Source organism: Fumia xinanensis (genome assembly GCF_014384905.1).
Lineage (GTDB): Bacteria > Bacillota > Clostridia > Oscillospirales > Ruminococcaceae > Fumia > Fumia xinanensis.
In genome coordinates, this window is record NZ_JACRSV010000001.1 from 531,434 (window position 1) to 549,734 (window position 18,301).

23 protein-coding genes are annotated in these 18,301 nt (G+C 51.0%); 15 read left to right on the forward strand and 8 right to left on the reverse strand.

The window, feature by feature from the left end:
* Positions 1-46: 46 nt before the first annotated feature.
* From H8710_RS02565 to H8710_RS02595, 7 genes are all read left to right on the forward strand, one after another.
* Positions 47-775 (forward strand): Stp1/IreP family PP2C-type Ser/Thr phosphatase, encoded by a 729-nt coding sequence (locus H8710_RS02565; protein WP_249293836.1) that lies wholly within the window; start codon positions 47-49, stop codon positions 773-775.
* 119 nt (positions 776-894) lie between these two features.
* A complete protein-coding gene (gene pknB / locus H8710_RS02570; RefSeq protein WP_249293837.1) occupies positions 895-2,949 on the forward strand; it encodes a Stk1 family PASTA domain-containing Ser/Thr kinase in 2,055 nt (684 codons plus the stop codon).
* A gap of 37 nt (positions 2,950-2,986) precedes the next feature.
* The gene (gene rsgA / locus H8710_RS02575) at positions 2,987-3,829 is read left to right on the forward strand and encodes a ribosome small subunit-dependent GTPase A (RefSeq protein ID WP_249293838.1); all 843 of its coding nucleotides are present in this window, start codon (positions 2,987-2,989) and stop codon (positions 3,827-3,829) included.
* Between the two features lie 90 nt (positions 3,830-3,919).
* Positions 3,920-4,555, forward strand: a complete 636-nt coding sequence (locus H8710_RS02580; RefSeq protein ID WP_249293839.1) for a thiamine diphosphokinase — start codon at positions 3,920-3,922, stop codon at positions 4,553-4,555.
* Between the two features lie 118 nt (positions 4,556-4,673).
* Positions 4,674-4,835, forward strand: coding sequence for a hypothetical protein (locus H8710_RS02585; protein ID WP_249293840.1), 162 nt, complete (start codon positions 4,674-4,676; stop codon positions 4,833-4,835).
* Positions 4,836-4,912: 77 nt separating this feature from the next.
* Positions 4,913-5,002 (forward strand): stage V sporulation protein SpoVM, encoded by a 90-nt coding sequence (spoVM, locus tag H8710_RS02590; protein WP_249293841.1) that lies wholly within the window; start codon positions 4,913-4,915, stop codon positions 5,000-5,002.
* Between the two features lie 107 nt (positions 5,003-5,109).
* On the forward strand, positions 5,110-5,784 hold the full coding sequence (locus tag H8710_RS02595) for a 5'-methylthioadenosine/adenosylhomocysteine nucleosidase (protein WP_249293842.1): 675 nt from the start codon (positions 5,110-5,112) through the stop codon (positions 5,782-5,784).
* Positions 5,785-5,917: 133 nt separating this feature from the next.
* Here H8710_RS02595 and H8710_RS02600 read toward each other — a convergent pair whose 3' ends face one another.
* On the reverse strand, positions 5,918-6,535 hold the full coding sequence (locus H8710_RS02600; RefSeq protein ID WP_249293843.1) for a nuclease-related domain-containing protein: 618 nt from the start codon (positions 6,533-6,535) through the stop codon (positions 5,918-5,920).
* 138 nt (positions 6,536-6,673) lie between these two features.
* Here H8710_RS02600 and H8710_RS02605 point away from each other — a divergent pair, with 138 nt between their 5' ends.
* Positions 6,674-6,880, forward strand: coding sequence for a DUF378 domain-containing protein (locus tag H8710_RS02605; protein WP_283242749.1), 207 nt, complete (start codon positions 6,674-6,676; stop codon positions 6,878-6,880).
* Between the two features lie 62 nt (positions 6,881-6,942).
* Here the strand turns inward: H8710_RS02605 and H8710_RS02610 are convergent, their stop codons facing one another.
* The 6 genes from H8710_RS02610 to H8710_RS02635 all read right to left on the reverse strand — a co-directional run bounded on the left by H8710_RS02610 (position 6,943) and on the right by H8710_RS02635 (position 12,390).
* Positions 6,943-7,584, reverse strand: coding sequence for a hypothetical protein (locus H8710_RS02610; protein WP_249293845.1), 642 nt, complete (start codon positions 7,582-7,584; stop codon positions 6,943-6,945).
* On the reverse strand, positions 7,526-8,854 hold the full coding sequence (locus tag H8710_RS02615; RefSeq protein WP_249293846.1) for an ABC transporter permease: 1,329 nt from the start codon (positions 8,852-8,854) through the stop codon (positions 7,526-7,528). The genes H8710_RS02610 and H8710_RS02615 overlap by 59 nt, the downstream gene beginning before the upstream one ends.
* On the reverse strand, positions 8,851-9,756 hold the full coding sequence (locus H8710_RS02620) for an ABC transporter ATP-binding protein (protein ID WP_249293847.1): 906 nt from the start codon (positions 9,754-9,756) through the stop codon (positions 8,851-8,853). The genes H8710_RS02615 and H8710_RS02620 overlap by 4 nt, the downstream gene beginning before the upstream one ends.
* A gap of 131 nt (positions 9,757-9,887) precedes the next feature.
* Complete coding sequence (locus H8710_RS02625) at positions 9,888-11,090, reverse strand: HAMP domain-containing sensor histidine kinase (RefSeq protein ID WP_249293848.1); 1,203 nt, start codon at positions 11,088-11,090, stop codon at positions 9,888-9,890.
* Complete coding sequence (locus H8710_RS02630; protein WP_249293849.1) at positions 11,078-11,752, reverse strand: response regulator transcription factor; 675 nt, start codon at positions 11,750-11,752, stop codon at positions 11,078-11,080. Before H8710_RS02630 ends, H8710_RS02625 begins: the two co-directional genes overlap by 13 nt.
* Positions 11,753-12,012: 260 nt before the next feature.
* Positions 12,013-12,390, reverse strand: coding sequence for a metal-dependent transcriptional regulator (locus H8710_RS02635; RefSeq protein WP_249293850.1), 378 nt, complete (start codon positions 12,388-12,390; stop codon positions 12,013-12,015).
* Between the two features lie 199 nt (positions 12,391-12,589).
* Here H8710_RS02635 and H8710_RS02640 point away from each other — a divergent pair, with 199 nt between their 5' ends.
* The 7 genes from H8710_RS02640 to H8710_RS02665 all read left to right on the forward strand — a co-directional run bounded on the left by H8710_RS02640 (position 12,590) and on the right by H8710_RS02665 (position 18,045).
* The gene (locus tag H8710_RS02640; RefSeq protein WP_249293851.1) at positions 12,590-12,823 is read left to right on the forward strand and encodes a FeoA family protein; all 234 of its coding nucleotides are present in this window, start codon (positions 12,590-12,592) and stop codon (positions 12,821-12,823) included.
* 160 nt (positions 12,824-12,983) lie between these two features.
* A complete protein-coding gene (gene feoB, locus H8710_RS02645; protein ID WP_249293852.1) occupies positions 12,984-14,999 on the forward strand; it encodes a ferrous iron transport protein B in 2,016 nt (671 codons plus the stop codon).
* Between the two features lie 9 nt (positions 15,000-15,008).
* A complete protein-coding gene (locus H8710_RS13490; protein WP_430413298.1) occupies positions 15,009-15,218 on the forward strand; it encodes a FeoB-associated Cys-rich membrane protein in 210 nt (69 codons plus the stop codon).
* 190 nt (positions 15,219-15,408) lie between these two features.
* A complete protein-coding gene (locus tag H8710_RS02650) occupies positions 15,409-16,083 on the forward strand; it encodes a GOLPH3/VPS74 family protein (RefSeq protein ID WP_249293853.1) in 675 nt (224 codons plus the stop codon).
* A gap of 51 nt (positions 16,084-16,134) precedes the next feature.
* Positions 16,135-16,404, forward strand: coding sequence for a helix-turn-helix domain-containing protein (locus tag H8710_RS02655; RefSeq protein WP_249293854.1), 270 nt, complete (start codon positions 16,135-16,137; stop codon positions 16,402-16,404).
* 250 nt (positions 16,405-16,654) lie between these two features.
* Positions 16,655-17,551: a GDSL-type esterase/lipase family protein gene (locus tag H8710_RS02660; protein ID WP_249293855.1), complete on the forward strand. Its 897-nt coding sequence runs from the start codon at positions 16,655-16,657 to the stop codon at positions 17,549-17,551.
* A gap of 32 nt (positions 17,552-17,583) precedes the next feature.
* Positions 17,584-18,045 (forward strand): DUF4358 domain-containing protein, encoded by a 462-nt coding sequence (locus tag H8710_RS02665; RefSeq protein WP_249293856.1) that lies wholly within the window; start codon positions 17,584-17,586, stop codon positions 18,043-18,045.
* Positions 18,046-18,096: 51 nt separating this feature from the next.
* On the opposite strand, the gene H8710_RS02670 is transcribed toward H8710_RS02665, so the two are convergent.
* Entirely contained in the window at positions 18,097-18,267 is a 171-nt protein-coding gene (locus H8710_RS02670; protein WP_249293857.1) for an Arc family DNA-binding protein, read from the reverse strand.
* Between the last annotated feature and the right edge of the window lie 34 nt (positions 18,268-18,301).

The window sequence follows — 18,301 nt, forward strand, 5'->3', positions numbered from 1 at the left end:
ATAATTACAGCTTCATATTTTCAACAGAAAAGAGGGGAGCATACCATTGAAAATAGTAGGAAAAACAGACATCGGTCTGGTTCGGGAAACCAATCAGGACGCTTTTAAAATCGTTGCGCTGGGCCAGAGTGCGGGTTTTGCGCTGGTCTGCGACGGCATGGGCGGCGTCAACGGTGGAGACCGGGCCAGTTCCATTGCCAAGGCGGAGATTTCAGAATGCATCAAAGCGTCTTTTGCAGAAAATATGAGCGAAGAAGATACTCGCAATGTAATGCTCCGGGCCATCGATGCGGCCAACCAGAAGATTTACCGGACGGCGAAAGAGCATCCCGAGCTGACGGGAATGGGTACGACGGTAGTCCTGACGATCCTCTACGGGGGCAAAGCATATGTAGCTCATGTGGGCGACAGCCGGCTGTATCGTTGTCAGGGGGGTGTACTCACCCAGCTCACCAAAGACCATTCTCGGGTACAGGACCTGGTGGACCGAGGGATTATTACGCCGGAGGAAGCGCGGGTCCATCCGGAGAAAAACATGATTACCAGAGCAGTGGGAATCGGGCCTGACGTGAATGTGGACTTCCTCACAGTCGATTTTGAGCCGGGCGACAAGTTATTGCTGTGCAGCGACGGCCTCTCGAATATCTGCACCGACGGGGAGATTGCCGATGTTTTGAAAACTAGGGAGGCGGAGCAGGCGGTTGAAACGCTGATAAAGCTAGCCAACATGGGCGGCGGACACGACAACATTACCGTTGTAATCGCAGAAAATTGAGCCCTTTTTTACCGGGCTTGGGATAGAGTTAATTCGTTGGGCGCCGTTCTCATTGCGGGTACAGAGCTTAACGATACCTTGCGGCGGGAAGCCGCCATCTCTCTTCAATGGAGGTACCTATGGATCAGGAACAGTACATCGGAAAAAAGCTGACCGGGCGCTATGAGCTTTTAAGGCTTATCGGCTCCGGCGGCATGGCCAATGTTTTCGAGGCAAAAGACCTTGTGGAGGACCGGCAGGTTGCTGTCAAAATCCTCAAGGAGGAATATTTGACAAACGACGAGTTCGTCCGGCGGTTCAGAAATGAATCCAAGGTGATTTCGGTGCTTAGCCATCCCAATATTGTCAAAGTCTACGACGTGAATTTTACCGGTGCGGAGCAGTACATCGTGATGGAGTATATCGACGGCATTACGCTGAACCAGTATATTCGCCATCAGGGGGTGCTGCGTTGGAAGGACACCATCCACTTCGCCACTCAGATTCTAAAGGCGCTGGAACACGCCCACGAGCACGGCGTTATCCACCGGGACATCAAATCTCAGAACATCATGCTTTTGCGGGACGGTTCCATCAAGGTGATGGATTTCGGCATCGCCCGGTTCGCTCGGGAGGACATCCGCTCCATGAAGGACAAGGCCCTGGGTTCAGTGCACTACATCAGTCCGGAGCAGGCCTGTGGCCAGGAATCAGACGCAAAGAGCGATATCTATTCGGTGGGAATCCTGCTTTACGAGATGCTTGCCGGTGAAATGCCTTTCAGTGGGGACACCCCGGAAGATATCGCCATGCAGCACATGCGGAGCAACCCCACTCCTTTGGAGGAAAAAAATCCAGAGGTGCCCAAAGGACTCTGTGAAATCGTCGAAAAGGCCATGCAGAAGGACAAAAATCTCCGTTACCGGTCGGCCAAAGAGATGCTTTCTGCCATCGAGGAATTCAAACAGAATCCATCCATCCGGTTTGAGTACAAATATATGGCGGAGGAGACCGATCCCGCCGCCTACACTCGTTCGGTGGACATCATCCAGAACGAGGATGTTGCCATAGATGAGCCGGAAGAAGAAATTGTCATTAAGAAAAGTCCCACCATTTTGATTTTGACGGGAATCGCATTTGCTTGCGTCATCACAGCGGTATTGGTGCTTTTGGGCTTTTTCTATTGGGGCAGAAGCGAAAAAGTGGCCGAAATCAAGATGCCGGATCTGGTGGGCATGGCTTACGACGAAGTGAAGGCAATGGACGAATATAAAAAGTTTAACTTTGTCATTGAGGAGCGGGCGCTGACCGACGACTATGCCGCTGGGGTCATCTATTACCAGAATATCCAGGCGGGCATTACTGTCAAGGAAAACCGCACTGTCAAAATCAAGGTGAGTGACGGCTACAAGACGCTGGAAGTCCCCGATTTGGCCGGAAAAGACATTGCCACCGCGGAACAGATGCTGTTTGACATGGGGCTCGATTACACGGTGCGCACCCAGAACGAAGAAAACGTTCCGGTGGACCAGGTTATCAAAACCGACCCACCCGCCGGCACTCAGATTGAGAAAAACACCCAAATCGTCCTTTACGTCAGCCGCGGGCAGGCTCAAACGGCCTCTAAAGTGCCGGCGGTCATCGGACTCGATCAGGCCGTCGCCCGAGAGAAGCTGGAGGCGGCGGGGCTCGTCGTCAGCATCACCGAGGTGGACAGCGACAAGGCACCCGGAATCGTCGTGGATCAGAGCCTTAAGGCAAATGAATATATCAAGGAAGGCGAAAGCATCACATTGAAAGTGAGCAACGGCTCCGGCTACTACAAAAAGGTAACGCTTGCCGTGGATTTCCCGCCGGACGCCCAATCCCGGGAGTATAAGCTCATCGTTTATATCAATGGCGAGGACAAGGGAAGCGCCACCGTCAACCCGGCCCAGTCACCCACCTGGAATGTGACGATTGAGGGAAGCGGACTCCAGAAAGTCATCATTTCTCTTGACGGCGTCAAATACGCCGAATACGAAGTGGACTTCGACAAGGGAACCTTTACCTTGACACAGGGATACTATGATGAGATCATTGACCGGATCGGTTCGGGAGGCAGTTCTTCCAGCACGCCGTCCGGCAGCGAATCTTCCAGTGAACCGTCCAGCACTCCAACAGAAGGACCTATTGACGCCCCGAGCGCGGAATAATTCATCGAGGAATGGCATGATACAAAAAGGATTGATTATGAAAGCCATCAGCGGTTTCTACTATGTAGAAACCGCTGACGGGCTATTGGAATGCAAGGCAAAGGGCGTGTTCCGCAAAAAGGGAATCACGCCTTTGGTAGGCGATATGGCCGAGGTGGAGGACAACACCGTGGTGAACATCCTGCCCCGGAAAAACGAGCTGCTGCGGCCCCCTGCAGCCAATCTGGATCAGGCACTGATGGTAGTGTCGGCTCAAAGTCCCGACCCCAATCTGATGGTGCTGGATAAGCTCATCGCCGTCTGTGAATACAAGGACATCGAGCCGGTTTTAGTAGTCACCAAAACCGATTTGTGTAATGGGGAGTGGCTTTGTGAGCTGTACCGGAGCGCTGGGTTTACAGTGGTTTCCACCAGTGTGGACGTGGACAACGTGGAGGAAATCCGCGGTCTGCTGAAAGACAAGCTTACCCTGTTTATTGGAAACACCGGGGTGGGAAAATCCACTCTTTTGAACCGGTTGTTCCCGGAGCTCAATCTCGCCACCGCGGAAATCAGTGAAAAGCTGGGCCGAGGGCGGCACACCACCCGCCATGTGGAACTCTATCCCCTCCCGGAAGGCGGTTTTGTAGCTGACACGCCCGGATTCAGCACGGTGGAACTCAGTCAGTACGACCGGATCCTCAAGGGGGATTTGCAGCATTGTTTCCGGGAATTTCAGGATTATTTAGGAGACTGTAAGTTTCTAGACTGCTCCCACCGGGTGGAGAAGGGCTGCGCTGTTTTAGAAGCGATTCATGAGGGGAAAATAAACGTGAGCCGTCACGAAAGCTACTGCGCCCTGTATGAGGATGCCATGAAAATCAAAGAGTGGGAAAAATAGGGAGGGGGTGAAAAAGCAGTTTTTCACCCACGTTTTTCTGTCTTTGCCGGCTTCATTGTCATAAAACCGACACAAATTCCGACAAAAAGAATGGTGATTATTATTACAAAACGCTGTATCATTTTTTCCGCGGCGGAAGTCCGGGATTACCGGAAACTTTGCTATAAACAGCTGCCCGGCGATTTTATCATTGCGGCGGACGGAGGCCTCCGGCACACAGAAAAGCTGGGGCTCGTCCCAAACATCGTCATCGGGGATATGGACTCAATGGAGGGGCAGCAGATTCCAGAGGGAGCGATTTTATTCCCCGCCCAAAAGGACGATACCGATACCATGCTGGCTATCAAGCAGGGACTTCAGATGGGGTACCGTTCCTTCGTGATTTACGGGGCACTGGGCGGGAGGCTTGACCACACTGTCGCCAATATCCAGTCTTTATGTTATCTGCTCCGGGAGGGGGCACAGGGAATGCTTGTGGACGAAAACCACAAGGTTTTTTTGCTTCGAAACGGGAAAATTTCCCTCGATGAGCCCTATCATTACATCAGCGTTTTCGCCTTCGGGGGCGAATGCCGCGGAGTCACTCTGAAAGGGGTGCAGTATCCCCTGGACGGGGTGGCGTTGACGCCGGATTTTCCTCTAGGCGTCAGCAATCAGCAAAAAGGGGAGGAAGCGGTCATCCAGGTAGAGGACGGCACCCTGCTCCTTATTTTAGCGAACGAATGACCCTTTTTTGATGCAAATCTCTTTTCCGCAACAGCAGGAACCAAATCCAAGTGCCGGGCGTATAATGGAATGTCATTAGAGCCTTCGAAAAAAGCTGGGGAAAGGGGTAGTGCCTGCCATGAAAAGACCGCTTTTTACGCGCAGGCAACTGCCCTGCGTCGCCATCATCGTTGGGATCGTCCTGCTTTTGGGCGTCATGCTTTCCTTCCGCTTCGTCTGCGCCATGCTGGCCGTGGTGCTCTTGGGATGGGGGTTCTGGTCCTTCTGGTGCTGTAAGTAACAGAAAGCAAGCGTCCGCGCCTGCCGACCGGGCGGCGCTTTGTGGTTTTGCATCGTCGGAGAAAAGGAGTCGTCACCATGAAAGTTGTCGTCATTAAGAGCCCAAAATACATATCCGGTCTGCTCCGCCTGATTTTCGGAATCAAGAAAGAATCTGACCAGTGCTGAGTTAGGATACCAATTGGGTGCTGCTGTGAAAAAGGACGCATTTGGGCGCCCTTTTTCCATGGAAGCAGATGGGACGGGCTCACAATCAATCGAAAGGATGTTAAAATATGAATCGAATCGGAATCATCGGAGCCATGGGATCGGAAGTGGAACACCTGCGGGAAATGATGCATGGAAGGGAGGAGACGGTGGCTGCCGGACGTACCTTCTACGCCGGAAAAATCGGCAACATCGACGTGGTTTTGGTCTGCTCCGGTATCGGGAAGGTGAATTCCGCCATGTCCGCCCAGATTCTCATCGACCGGTTTGGGGTGGATGCTATTATCAACACCGGTATTGCCGGAGGGGCAAAGGACGCAAAGGTGCGGGATGTAGTTGTTTCAACCGAAGCCGCCTATCACGATATGGAGCTGCGGCTCGTCGCCCTGAGCCATCCTTATACGGAGCAGTTCGCGGCGGACGAGGCTCTCGTCAAAAAGGCGGAGAAGGCCTGCGCCGAGTGCGGCATTGCCTGTCACTTGGGGAAAATCGCCACAGGCGACCAATTTATTTCCGACAAAAGGATCAAAGAGGATATTGTCAGCCGCCTCGACCCGAATGCCGTGGAAATGGAAGGTGGGGCAGTGGCTCACGTCTGCGCCGCCAACAGAGTGCCCTTCGTAATCATTCGCAGCATTTCCGACAACGCCGACGATGGTGCGGAGATAGATTTTGACACCTTCGAGCAGCTTGCGGCCGACGATGCGGCAAAAATCGTCGTCGCTATGTTAAAACAAATGTGATTTTAAATATGTTAAAACCCGGCGGGATTTTTCCTGCCGGGTTTGTGCGTTGATGGGGCATACTATCTTGTGGAAAGGATCGTTTGGGGACAGAAAAAATCCATCGAGCCGCTCGATGGATTTTAAAAGCATTTTATTTTGTTTTGGCACGTTTCATAATGGCTTCGTACACCATGGGCACGTCCACGGGGCCGTTGTCGGAATATCGGCTGTGGGACAGGAGCTTTTTCAATTTTTTCAGGTTCATAACTGGCAAGGTCGGCTGGGCGCCCAGCTGAATTTTGCGGTCAGTGAAAATCACGTAGCTCTCAATATCGACTTTGTAGATTTTGTCCTGCTGAAAAATTTTGCGGATGGCCTCGCAGTGCTCCTGGTTGAGGGTGACGGGATTTTTGAATTTTTTCCGGCGCTCGGAGCCGTTTTTACTGGTGACCACCGAAACCCATTCCTGATCCCTGGCCTGGCCATAGATAGCGCCCGGTTCGGACCGGCTTTCCAAAACCATCAGGCCGAAAAAGCCGATGAGGATGTGGTCGATATGGGTGTAGCGGCCGTCGCCGATGGGAAGGTCTATGTTGTTGATGACTTTAAAGCTACGGATGCCGGCGAAATTCCGTAAAATGGAAGCCACCTTCTTGCGTCCCAAAGTTCCATCCTTTTTCTTATTGCTGCGATTTACCAAAAAAATGCTCAGGGCGATGAGAATAATGGCCACTCCTGCGCAAAGAACAATAATCTGTTGTCCAGTCATATCTACATTCTGTCCTCTCCAAAAATTATCAGTATTTCTATCATACCATAAATGTATAAAAATGAAAATAGATTCCATACTAAAGTTAAAATAAAATTAAAAAGTAACTATTAAATCAAACAAATTCTAGGAGGACTTATGAGCGTGTTGGATAAAATTGCATTGGCACTTGTTATCATCGGCGGACTCAATTGGGGTTCTATCGGTATCTTCGGTTTTGATTTTGTCGGAGCCATCTTCGGCGGTCAGGCCGCTGTCTTCAGCCGCATTATCTTTGCTCTGGTGGGCATCGCTGCGCTGTGGTGCATCTCGCTTTACTTCAGAAGAAACGATATGGTCGAGTAACAGTTATGTCGAAAACAAAGTACCCGGGAGCGAACTTTTCGTTCCCGGGTACTTTTGTGCTGTTAACGCAGGTTTTGTCGCAGGTGCCTGAGGACAATGGACAATGTAATGAGAATGCATCCGCAGAGCAGCATCAACCACTTGCCTCCTGTATGTCCCTGAGACATGGAGAACAGGTAAAACGGGCCAAAGGACTGAGGTTTACCGGCGAAATTCAGTACATAATAGAGAACCGGAATCATATACCCGACGGCGATATTTCCACAAATGCCGTATGAGAGCATCCCCAGTCCACCGAGGAAGATGCCGTTTGCAAATACGGCCGAAACAAAGCTGAGATCCACTTGGCAGCTGCCCGTTCGCAGCATCAAAACCGCGGACAGGGAGAGACACAAAAGGGCTAGGAGGGCGGTTCCTGCTCGTATAAGATAAACGGGTGTGAGTCCGGTTTCCCGGGACTGCATAACGTCGCGGACGGAATCTTCCTGCTCCGGCAAAAAGATGGGGGTCAATAACACCACTCCGGTCAGGGAAATAAAGTATTCCAGCGGGACAGCCGCCGCCCGGGCGTCAAGGTCGTTCATCCCAAAGATGGCGGGAGTGGCGAGCAGAAAGCCGATAGACAGCAAAAAGTGAGGCAAACAGTTATGCCGCAGATTGCTGACGGCCACTGCGGAATATTTTTGTATGGGAGTCAATGCCATGATATTTTCCCCTCCTTTTCTGTTCGTAGAGAAAGGCCGTCCCAAGGATAAGCAGCAAAGCCAAAACCGCGTAGAAAACCCGATTGAACACGAGGGAACCAAAGTGGTCAAGATATCCTCTCGTATTGCCGATGGTGTTGTGGCGGGGGATGAGGTCCATGCTGTAGCCGCCTCCGCCCATCCGTCCGATGGCGCCGAACATGTTATAGAAAAACCACGCGCCCTGGACGAGAATGGCGATGGGGGTGTCGGTAAGCTCGGTAAAAAACATACCTACCGCCAGGGTAGTCATCAGGGTGGGCAGAAGCCAGCCTACAGCGTACCGAAAAACAGTCATACTGTCGATGGAAAGGTTCGGGTTTATGGAGGAGATTTCCCCGTTTAGGTAACCGGAGAAGAGCAAAATCGGCAGGAAGCAGCAAATAACCATGGCGAAGTACCGGGTAAAGACGATTTTCATAGAAGTGGCTTGGCGGGCGTAAATGAGATCCCGCACGCCGCTCCGCCGGTCTTTGAGGCATATGGCGACGGAGACAAAAATAGGGAGGATTCCCAGCATGATACCGCCGTAGTCGCAAAAATACCGGGCGTAACTTCCGCTGACTTTGTCGAGGGTGAGGATATCGTTGTAATTCTCAAGTGCTTCCTCGTAGGTCATGGGAACCCTTCCAAATCGGTCGGTACGGTAGGTGTCCCCATAGTCGGAACCGCCGCCAAGAAGGGAGTCGGCCCCGTTCATCAGCTCCTTGAACCGGTCGTAGCTAAGGCCTGATGCGGGGGCTACACTCAAAGGTGTATTTTCACTCTGTTCTTCTGAACCTACGGTAAAGGAACCGTCCCCGTTTTGAATGACGCCATTTCCCTCGATCTGAACCACAATTTCACCGTCCTTTTGCACGAAGCCCCTGTTATCCTGCCGCACCGAAAAATTTTGGAGTTCTTCGGCCGGGACGCCGGTCAGTTCAGAGAGGATTTTGGCCATCCGCTCCTGCTTTTGGGCATTTAGCCTAACATTTTTGTAAAATCCAATGGGATAGGCAGTGAATTCGTTTGCCTGGTAGTCCTGATACAGGGCGTCTACCGCGGCGGGCATGATAATTTCGGGAACTTCCGCACTTTTGGTGCCGTAGCTGCCACCGGGAACCGGCTTTTCGATAGGGTTCAGGCGGCTGAGCCCCTGGGACAGAAGAAATCCAATAAAAACCACCACAAAAATCAGGTAGGGGATGCTGAGAATCACCTTTTTGCACTCTCTCAGAAACAGGCTCATTCTTTTTCACCTCCCAAGTCGTTTGCAGCGACGCCGTGATGGAGAAGGCAGAGCATATAGGCGTCCTCTATGTTGGGCTCTGCGGGGGAAGCCGACGGCAGAGAAGGAGATTCCGCTAGGATCCGCACGCGGCAGTTTTGCCCGGCGGCATGCATGGCTGTGACGGTATATACTTTTTTGAGGCTTTCCAATTCTTTTCGAGAAACATCGGCTTCAAAAACCTTTCCATTGGCCTTCTGGAGCAGTTCTCCGGTCGTTCCGTTAAAAAGGAGCTGCCCCTCGTTCAAAATCGCGATGCGCTCGCAGGTGGCCTCGATGTCTCCGACGATATGGGTGGAGAGCAAGACGATTCGTTCCTCCGCCACCTCGCAGAGCAGGTTCCGGAAGCGGATGCGCTCTTCCGGGTCGAGGCCTGCCGTCGGTTCGTCGACGATGAGCACTTTGGGATCATGGAGCAAGGCCTGAGCGATGCCCAAGCGGCGCTTCATGCCTCCGGACAGAGCTTTTACCTTTTTCTGTTGCTGCTCGATAAGGTTTGTTTTTTTGAGCAGCAGCTCGATACGTTCCTTCCGCGTTTTTCCGTCCATGCCAGACAAAATGCCCAGGTAGCCCAGCGCCTCCCGTACAGTCATGTTTGGATAGCAGGAAAATTCCTGAGGGAGGTAACCGGTAATGGAGCGGACTTCCCGGGCGTGTTCCACTGGAATGCCGCAGACAAAGACGTCTCCGGTATTTTTGTGCAAGAGGGTTGCAAGCGTTTTCATCAGGGTGGTTTTTCCCGCTCCGTTTCGCCCCAAAAGGCCGAACATTCCTTGCTGGATGGTCAGATCTACATCGGAAAGGGCCCGCTTTTTACCGTAAAACTTATTGAGATGGCGAATCACGATTTCGTTTTGGTTCATAAAAATTCCCCTTCTTATTTAAATTTATTGCAAACCGCAACAAATTTTTGGTGTGAAAAATTTAGTTTTTCACGCGCCTTACCTTGTTTTGAGTACAAGATGAGTGTACCAGGGGATTTTCAACTTTTTATCTACTGAGTAATATTTTTTGGAACCGCAAAAGTCGCAGTGATTTCAGCGCCTTTTTCTTTACCGTTCTGGATATGGAGGGTGCCGCCCAGTTTTTCACAGAGGACTTTACTGATGTTGAGTCCCAACCCAAAGTGGCTCCCAGTACGAGAGTCTCCGGTATAAAAGGGGTTGCAGGCGTTTTGGAGTCCTTCGGGGGAAAAACCCGGTCCGTCGTCTCGGACTGAAATCGAGAACAGACCGCCTTTTTGCCCGCAGCGGACACAAAGCTCAGACGCAGCATACCGCATTCCATTGGAGAGGAGGTTTTCGTAAACCTGACTGACGAGGGCGGAATCAACGATGAGTGTTCCGGCTGATACGCCGTTTACAAAGGAAAAATCTTTCCCGGCCTCAACAGCGAGGATATTGCCCGATTCCTCGAAGGAATTGAGCAATTCTTTCGAGGGGACGGACAAATAATGAGGCTCCACGTCTTCCAGCTTCTGGATTTCGGTCATGCTGGTCACGTAGTTTTCGAGCCTTGCAATATGCCCCGACATAGTGCAGACTGTGGCTATTAGTTTTTCCTGGGGGAGCTGGTCCGACGGGAGATACTGCTCTAAGAGATCGGCATAGCCCCGCAGGACGGTGAGCGGGGTGCGCAGGTCGTGGGAAAAAGCGGCGTTTAAACGTTTGCGCTCCTCCATGGCCCGCCACATTTTCCGGTTGTTTTCATCGAGGGAGCTTCGCATGGTTTCAAAGGACCGGCAGAGGTCTCCCAGCTCGTCAGCCTGTTCGTAGACGAGGGTGAAGTCCAGATCATTCCCGGCAATTTTGTGGGAAGCCCCTTGCAGAAGCTCGATGGGTTTTTTCAGCTTTAAGCGGTAAAAAATCAGCGATTCGAAGACGATGGCACCGCCAATGACGAGAAAAAACGACAGCATCTGTAAATTGGGGATCAAATCAATGAGGAAGGCATCCAGGCCTTTCGGCTCGGCAATGAGGACGGTGGTGCCAATCTCTGGGGTGATCATCATTTCCCCTAGATAGGGCAGCCTGACGGCGGAGTAAAGTTTTTCCAGTCCGTTCATGAGAAGAGCCAGCACCAGAGTAGCCGCCAGAAGGGTCAAAACAGTGAGCACCGCCATAGCCTGCCGCAGAGTCATATTGCGGAAATGGCGTTTGTCCCGGAGAAACCGGATCGCTTTCCTTATTTTCCCCATTTGTAGCCCACCCCCCAGACGGTTTCGATTTTGCCCGGGCATCCGGCGGACGAGAGCTTCTGCCGGATACGGCGGATGTGTTCTGCTACAACGGAACTGTCACCCTCGGAATCCCAACCCCAGACCTTTTCGTATATTCTTTCCTTGTCAAAGACCTGCCCTGGGTTCATCGAAAGGAGCTCAAGGATGTCGAACTCTTTTTTGGCAAAGGATATGGGAGTTTCCTTAAAACACGCCGTCCGGCTGGTGTAGTCGATGGTGAGGTCCCCGTCGAAGCGGGCTTTGTTCCGGCTGGAATGCCGCTCCTCCCGGCGGAGATGGGCATCCACCCGAGCACCTAACTCGCTGATACTGAAAGGTTTGACGATGTAATCGTCCCCGCCTACACGAAAACCGTTGATTTTGTCGGCGTCCTCCACCTTTGCCGTGAGAAAGAGGATGGGGCAGGACAAGGTGTCCCGGATCCGCTTGCAGACGGTGAGACCGTCCATCTGGGGCATGTTGATGTCCAGAAGGATGAGGCTCGGATTACGCTCCGCCTGCTTGAGGGCTTCTTCGCCGTTTTTTGCGGTGATGACCTCGTAGCCGTTTAATTCGAAGTAGTCCCGGAGCAATGTGACAATATCGGTTTCGTCGTCAACGATGAGGATTCGTTTTTTCATAAAGATCAGCTTTCCTTCCTGATGTTTTTACGGTAAAGATTATAAATCTATGGTTTAAAGGATTTTTTCGACGATCTGACTTTCTTGCCGCCAGTATAGCGGAAAAAAATCAACTTTTTATCAACTGTATTCTATCACGGATAGGGAGTGGAGAGCAATGACCTACTGTGGATACCAATTTATGGAGAGATTCCCCAAACGAAAAAACCTCCCCAGTTCGACTGAGGAGGTGTGTCATTCATAGCAAAAGTAAAACGGCTTTACTTCTTTTGCAGATAGTGTTCCGTAAAGGATTCCAGCTTTTCCAGTGACTCAGGGCTGACCACATGTTCCATCCGGCAGGCATCTTCTTCCGCAGTGGCTTCCGCAACGCCTAGTATCTCCTTAAGAAAGGTTTTTAAGAGATTGTGCCGCCGCCGAACCGCCCGCGCTTCCAAAAGTCCGGATTCTGTCAGGGTGATCTGTCCGTAATGTTCGTGCTCAATGAGGCCCTGGGCCTTCAGCGATTGAATAGCCTTGTTGACGCTGGCCCGGGAAAAACCCAATGCGGTTGCAATGTCAATGGAGCGAACGCTCCCTTCCCCCAAGTCTAGAATCGCCTCCAGATAATCCTGCTGGGATGGTGTCAATTTGCTCATGAGGCGCTCCTTTCTACATGATTGAGTTTAAAATCACATATAAATAATCCGACTAAATCAATTATTTGTGTACAGTATAACATAAACTTTTGAAAAGTTCAAACAATTCGTAGTCCTTGCCTTGACAAAGTACGATTTTCCTTTTATAATGAATAATGTAAGTGTATGTTAACAATATTTGCTGACTGGGGGGCGGACAATGACACTGGACAATGTAAAACCCGGCTTTTGCGGGACGATTACGGCCATCGGCGGCGAAGGAGCTTTGCGCCGGCGGCTTCTGGATATGGGGCTGACTCCCAATACCATGGTTACGGTACGGAAGGTGGCGCCCATGGGCGATCCCATTGAACTGTATCTGAGGAGCTATGTTCTTACCATCCGGCGGGAAGAGGCGGCAAAAATCGAAGTTCACGGTGTATCCAAAGTATAACTAAATTAAGATGTCCCCCGCCTCTATAGGCGGCGGATCCCACTGAAAACGTTGAATGACGGGGCAAAGCCCCTTATTGAATACCGTACCGCAAAGGGCTTCTGATAGCATATCAATTTCAACAATTCGTGTTACACAAGATGAGAGGAGCAATCGATACATGAGTTTTCTGTTCGCGCTGGTTGGAAACCAAAACTGCGGAAAAACCACCCTGTTTAACCGGCTTACCGGGAGCAACCAGCATGTGGGCAATTTTCCTGGCGTCACCGTCGAGAAAAAAGAAGGCCACATCCTCAAGCATAAAAACGCGACGATCGTCGACCTTCCCGGCATCTATTCCCTTTCCCCCTATACGTCGGAAGAGGTGGTGACGCGGGATTTTGCCGTCAAGGAGCACCCCGACGCCATCATCAACATCGTCGACGCCACAAATATCGAGCGGAACCTCTACCTGACTTTACAGCTCATGGAGCTGGGGCTTCCCATGATTATCGCCCTCAACATGATGGATGAGGTGCGCCAGAGCGGAAACTCCATTGATGTGAAAAAGCTGTCGGCCCATCTGGGTGTTCCGGTAGTTCCTATTTCCGCCAGCAAAAACGAGGGCATTTCCGATCTCTTAGACGTTTCGATGAAAGTCGTCACCGCGAAAAGCCCACCGGTGAAGCTCGACTTCTGTGTTGGGCCGGTACATAAGGCAATCCACTCTATCGCCCACCTCATCGAGGACCAGGCCCGAGCCTACGATTACCCCACCCGCTTCGCGGCTACCAAGTTGGTGGAGGGGGACGGCCCCATGACCGAGGCGCTGGGCATCACCGAAAACCAGCAGCATATCATCGACCACATCGTCCAGGAGATGGAGTTTGAGCTGGGTACTGACCGGGAAGCGGCACTGGCCGATATGCGCTACACCTACATCGAAAAAATCTGCGCCGACTGCGTCACCCGGCACCGGGAGACCAAGGAACAGGTCCGTTCAGAAAAGATCGACTGGGTTCTCACCCACAAATATTTCGGCATTCCGATTTTTCTAGGGCTGATGCTCCTTATCTTCTGGTTGACCTTTACCGTCATCGGCGCTCCCCTCCAGGATTTGCTAGGCGGCGGCATCGACTGGCTGACGGAGGAGTTTTCCGGCTTTCTCACCCGCTTGGATGTGAGTCCCTGGCTCCACTCCCTCTTGATTGACGGTGTTTTCGCGGGTGTGGGAAGCGTTTTGTCCTTCCTGCCCATTATCGTTTTGCTGTTTTTCTTTCTCTCGCTCTTGGAGGACAGCGGCTATATGGCCCGAGTTGCCTTCGTCATGGATAAGCTGCTGCGAAAAATCGGACTGTCCGGCCGTTCCTTTGTGCCCATGCTCATCGGCTTTGGGTGCAGCGTGCCCGCCATCATGGCTACCCGCACCCTGTCCAGCGAGCGGGATCGGAAAATGACCATTGTGTTGACTCCCTTTATGTCGTGCAGCGCAAAGCTTCCCATCTACGGGATGATTACCGCCGCATTTTTCCCGAAACACAGCGGGATGGTCATGTTCAGCATCTATGTGCTGGGGATGGTCGTAGCGGTGCTGTCGGGGTTACTCCTGAAAAAGACCATTTTCCGCGGCAATCCTATCCCCTTTGTTATGGAATTGCCCGCCTACCGGATGCCGTCGCCCAAAAGTGTCCTGCTCCACATGTGGGAAAAGGCCAAGGACTTTATCCGCAAGGCGTTTACCATCATCTTCATCGCCGCCATCGTCATCTGGTTCCTGCAAAGTTTTGACTGGAGCCTCAATATGGTCAGCGACAGCTCGATGAGCATCCTCGCATCCATCGGCTCGGTTATCGCGCCCATCTTCATTCCTCTTGGTTTCAACGACTGGCGGGCTTCCACCGCCCTCATCACTGGCCTCACCGCCAAAGAATCGGTGGTCAGCACCCTGACCATCCTGACGGGGGCCGCCAACGACGCCCAATTGGGCAGTATTCTGCAAACTGTATTTTCGCCTTTGTCCGCTTTTTCGTTTTTGGTGTTTACGGTGCTGTATATGCCCTGCGTGGCCGCTTTCGCCGCCACCAAACGGGAGCTGGGTTCGCTGAAAAGCGCCGTGGCAACTGCACTTTACCAGACCGGTGCCGCCTATCTCGTTTCCCTAGTGATTTTCCAGGTGGGCAGTCTGCTCATTCGATGAGGTGATACGATGACACCAGCAGATATTGTGATAATCCTTGTACTTGTCATCCTCGTGGCGATGATTCTGACTTGGAATCGCCGGCGCAAAAAGAAGGGGAGAGGCTGTTCCGGATGTTCGGGATGTGTCGGCTGCTCCGGCAAAGAAGTTTGTTGCCGTTTCGATTCCGGAAAGGCAAGCGAATCTGAAACAGGTGAATCCTGCCAAAAGCAAAAGTAAAGAAACAAAAAAGCCGTGTGCGTATCTATGTTAAGAGCGCATACGGCTTTTTGAAAATTTTCGGTACAATATATTTCATGCTGAGGCGTCTGAACAAGTGGGGTTAAAAACACTTGACATTTTATCTCATTAGTAGTAAATTGTAAGCAGTAAGTGATAAGTAGTAAGTAAATTTTTGTGAGGTGCAACCATGAAAGAGCTGAATCTCGTACAGGAATACGCGGTCTGTGCCATGGCGGGCAGAAAAAATTTAAAGCTTCTTCGAAACGACTATCCGCATATCGTTTGTGCGGTGGGCGCGGTATTTTGTCAAATGATAATGGATGGCAATTTAGAATTGGACGAGAAAAAACGGATCGTTTTGACGGGAAAAGTACCGGAAGGGATCGGGTATATGCGAGAGCTTTGGCAAAAAATCGGGGATAAAAAGCCCATGACGCTGCAAAGGTGGCTTCAGGATCTGACCTATAACTTTACCACCAAAAAGGTGATCTTTATTTATGACGGACTGATCGAATCCCTTCGCGAGGCCGGCTGTATCGAAACAGTAACAAAAAAAGGCCTGTTCGGCTTAAAGCGTCTGGAACAGGTCAAAAAAGATTGTGCGGACGCGGTGGTGGAAAAAATCCGGGCTGAATTTCTGGAAGAAGGAGAGCTGTCTGATGAAACCACGACTTTGTCAGCATTGCTTTACCACAGCGGGGAGCTAAAACGATATTTTTCCAAGTACGAAGAAAAAGAGATGAAAAAGCGGCTGAAGGAAGTGAAGAAGGACGAGCTGGCCTCTATCGTCAAGAAGGCGCTGGACGACATCCAGATGGTGATGATGGCGGTAATCGCTTCGTCGTCTTCTGGGGGAAACTGATTAACTGGAAAGGGTGCCCCATAAAAATTTGCAGGAAGGGATCGGTTAAATATGTCCAGGCAGCGGCCGCTGGAGAAAATCCTTATTTCAGAATATGTGACAGTGGGCGAACTGGTTCGCCTGACCAAAATGCGGTACAGTACTCTAAAGTATTACACTGAGGAGGGGATGCTCCCCTTTGAGCAGGCGGAAGAAAATCTGACCCGCAGGTATCGCCGGGAGGAGACGCTCAAACGGCTGGAAAGAATAAAAGCCTTAAAATCAGCGGGATTATCGGTACCGGAAATAAAAGAGAAGCTGAAAGAAAGCGCGGTGGGATAGACCGCGCTTTTGCTTTTGCAAATTCGAAAGTTATCGGAAACTTTTCGTTAAGGCGGAGAGTCTATTCCAATGCAGGAAACTTTTTTCGACAAAAGAGCGCAAAAATGGTGGAAAATTGCATTTGGTGCTTTGTTTTTATTGTAATTTTTGATATAATATTGAAAAATGCATATGATAAATCATGATAGGAATAAAACCCGTGTGAACCGGTGCCTACCGGGGAAAAACGCAGCTATAAGGAGTTTTTCAGATGAAAAAGTCTATTAATAAATCCGTCTGGAGGAGAAGCGTAGTGGCTGTTTTGACCGCTGCTCTGATTACGGCGGGCTTATCCTCCTGCGGGCAGGATGATCCGTCTTCTGAGGAATCATCCGGCAGTTCAGTATCAATTTCAGATTCTCAGCCGTCCACCGACAGCAGTATTTCGGAGCAACCGAGCCAAACGCCGCCGGAGTCCAGCAGTGAACCTGTTGAAGAGCAGTCCAGCGAGGCGGTGGGAAACAATAACACTTACAAACAATACGACTACACAGCTTCGGTTCCGGCAGGGGCAGCTGTGGACAACAGCTATTTTGATGATGCGGTGTTCATTGGAGATTCCCGGACTCAGGGATTTATCATTTATAACGGGCTCAGCAATGCAACCACCTACATGGATAAAGGCCTTAAGGTGGACACCGCTTTTACCAAGGCCGACATCGAAGTAAATGGGGTGAAAATGTCCGCCATGGACGCTTTAGCCCAGAATAAGACCTTCAAAAGGGTGTATGTGATGCTGGGAGTCAACGAGCTGGGTTGGGCCTACAGCGATATTTTTATCGAGAAATACGGGGAACTGGTGGACAAAATCAAGGAGATCAAACCCGATGCTGAAATTTACATCCAATCCATCCTGCCGGTCAGCGAGAAAAAATCCAGCAGCGATAAAATCTACAACATGACGAAAATCAATGAGTACAACAGCCTGATCAAAAAGATGGCGGAAGATAAAAAGGTGTACTACCTCAATGTGGCTGAGGCGGTGGCGGACAGCAGCGGGTATCTCCCTGCAGAAGCGTCCACCGACGGGGTGCATCTGAACAAAGAGTACTGCGGCAAATGGCTGGATTACCTGAAAAACCACACGGCCGGAAATATAGGCCAATAATGACAGAATCAATTTGACAGGGAGGAACCAAAATGAAAAAATTATGTGCCTTTTTAGCAGCTGCGGTGGTATGTGCCTCTATGACAAGCTGCGGGAATCAAAAGGATCTGACGGTGGACGTGAACGCTATGGCAAAGGATTTAGCGGAGAAGGTCACCTATCAGGATCAGATCGCCCCCATCGACGGCGACATGGCGGGGATGGTTTACGACATCCCGGAGGGCGTCGACAATGCGGTGATTTACATGGGAAGCGGAGCCACGGCCGAGGAGGCTTCGGTGTTCGAGGCAAAGGATGAGGAAACGGCCAAGAAGATGAAAACTTCCGCCGAGGAACACATCAAAAAACAGCGGGACGCTTTCGAGAGCTACATCCCCGAGGAAGTCAAAAAGCTCGACAAGGCCATTGTGGAGCAGAAGGGCCGTTACGTGGCGGTCTGCGTCACCGACGACACCGAAAACGCCAAAAAGGTCATCGACGGGTATTTGAAGTAAGAGATCGTAATTGAAACCAAAAGCAGTATCCCGGAGTTGGGATACTGCTTTTTATTTATCGTCGATCTCGATGGTTTCCACCTGTTTTTCAAAATGATCAATGTACTTTCGAATCCACTGAATGATTTGCTGGTTCATCGACCGTCCGTCGTAGCTCGCCACATAGCGGATTTTGCAAAGCAATTGGTCGTCTAAGCGAAGTGTCAATGATTTTAGTTTCATGGGCAATCCTCCTTTGTTTTACTATATCAGATTT

What these genes read in the sequence shown, in the direction of transcription:
- pknB (WP_249293837.1), top strand. Translation starts at nt 895, where the DNA reads ATGGATCAGGAACAGTACATCGGAAAAAAGCTGACCGGGCGCTATGAG.
- rsgA (WP_249293838.1), top strand. Translation starts at nt 2,987, where the DNA reads ATGAAAGCCATCAGCGGTTTCTACTATGTAGAAACCGCTGACGGGCTA.
- H8710_RS02580 (WP_249293839.1), top strand. Translation starts at nt 3,920, where the DNA reads ATGGTGATTATTATTACAAAACGCTGTATCATTTTTTCCGCGGCGGAA.
- H8710_RS02585 (WP_249293840.1), top strand. Translation starts at nt 4,674, where the DNA reads ATGAAAAGACCGCTTTTTACGCGCAGGCAACTGCCCTGCGTCGCCATC.
- spoVM (WP_249293841.1), top strand. Translation starts at nt 4,913, where the DNA reads ATGAAAGTTGTCGTCATTAAGAGCCCAAAATACATATCCGGTCTGCTC.
- H8710_RS02595 (WP_249293842.1), top strand. Translation starts at nt 5,110, where the DNA reads ATGAATCGAATCGGAATCATCGGAGCCATGGGATCGGAAGTGGAACAC.
- H8710_RS02600 (WP_249293843.1), bottom strand. Translation starts at nt 6,535, where the DNA reads ATGACTGGACAACAGATTATTGTTCTTTGCGCAGGAGTGGCCATTATT.
- H8710_RS02605 (WP_283242749.1), top strand. Translation starts at nt 6,674, where the DNA reads ATGAGCGTGTTGGATAAAATTGCATTGGCACTTGTTATCATCGGCGGA.
- H8710_RS02610 (WP_249293845.1), bottom strand. Translation starts at nt 7,584, where the DNA reads ATGGCATTGACTCCCATACAAAAATATTCCGCAGTGGCCGTCAGCAAT.
- H8710_RS02615 (WP_249293846.1), bottom strand. Translation starts at nt 8,854, where the DNA reads ATGAGCCTGTTTCTGAGAGAGTGCAAAAAGGTGATTCTCAGCATCCCC.
- H8710_RS02620 (WP_249293847.1), bottom strand. Translation starts at nt 9,756, where the DNA reads ATGAACCAAAACGAAATCGTGATTCGCCATCTCAATAAGTTTTACGGT.
- H8710_RS02625 (WP_249293848.1), bottom strand. Translation starts at nt 11,090, where the DNA reads ATGGGGAAAATAAGGAAAGCGATCCGGTTTCTCCGGGACAAACGCCAT.
- H8710_RS02630 (WP_249293849.1), bottom strand. Translation starts at nt 11,752, where the DNA reads ATGAAAAAACGAATCCTCATCGTTGACGACGAAACCGATATTGTCACA.
- H8710_RS02635 (WP_249293850.1), bottom strand. Translation starts at nt 12,390, where the DNA reads ATGAGCAAATTGACACCATCCCAGCAGGATTATCTGGAGGCGATTCTA.
- H8710_RS02640 (WP_249293851.1), top strand. Translation starts at nt 12,590, where the DNA reads ATGACACTGGACAATGTAAAACCCGGCTTTTGCGGGACGATTACGGCC.
- feoB (WP_249293852.1), top strand. Translation starts at nt 12,984, where the DNA reads ATGAGTTTTCTGTTCGCGCTGGTTGGAAACCAAAACTGCGGAAAAACC.
- H8710_RS13490 (WP_430413298.1), top strand. Translation starts at nt 15,009, where the DNA reads ATGACACCAGCAGATATTGTGATAATCCTTGTACTTGTCATCCTCGTG.
- H8710_RS02650 (WP_249293853.1), top strand. Translation starts at nt 15,409, where the DNA reads ATGAAAGAGCTGAATCTCGTACAGGAATACGCGGTCTGTGCCATGGCG.
- H8710_RS02655 (WP_249293854.1), top strand. Translation starts at nt 16,135, where the DNA reads ATGTCCAGGCAGCGGCCGCTGGAGAAAATCCTTATTTCAGAATATGTG.
- H8710_RS02660 (WP_249293855.1), top strand. Translation starts at nt 16,655, where the DNA reads ATGAAAAAGTCTATTAATAAATCCGTCTGGAGGAGAAGCGTAGTGGCT.
- H8710_RS02665 (WP_249293856.1), top strand. Translation starts at nt 17,584, where the DNA reads ATGAAAAAATTATGTGCCTTTTTAGCAGCTGCGGTGGTATGTGCCTCT.
- H8710_RS02670 (WP_249293857.1), bottom strand. Translation starts at nt 18,267, where the DNA reads ATGAAACTAAAATCATTGACACTTCGCTTAGACGACCAATTGCTTTGC.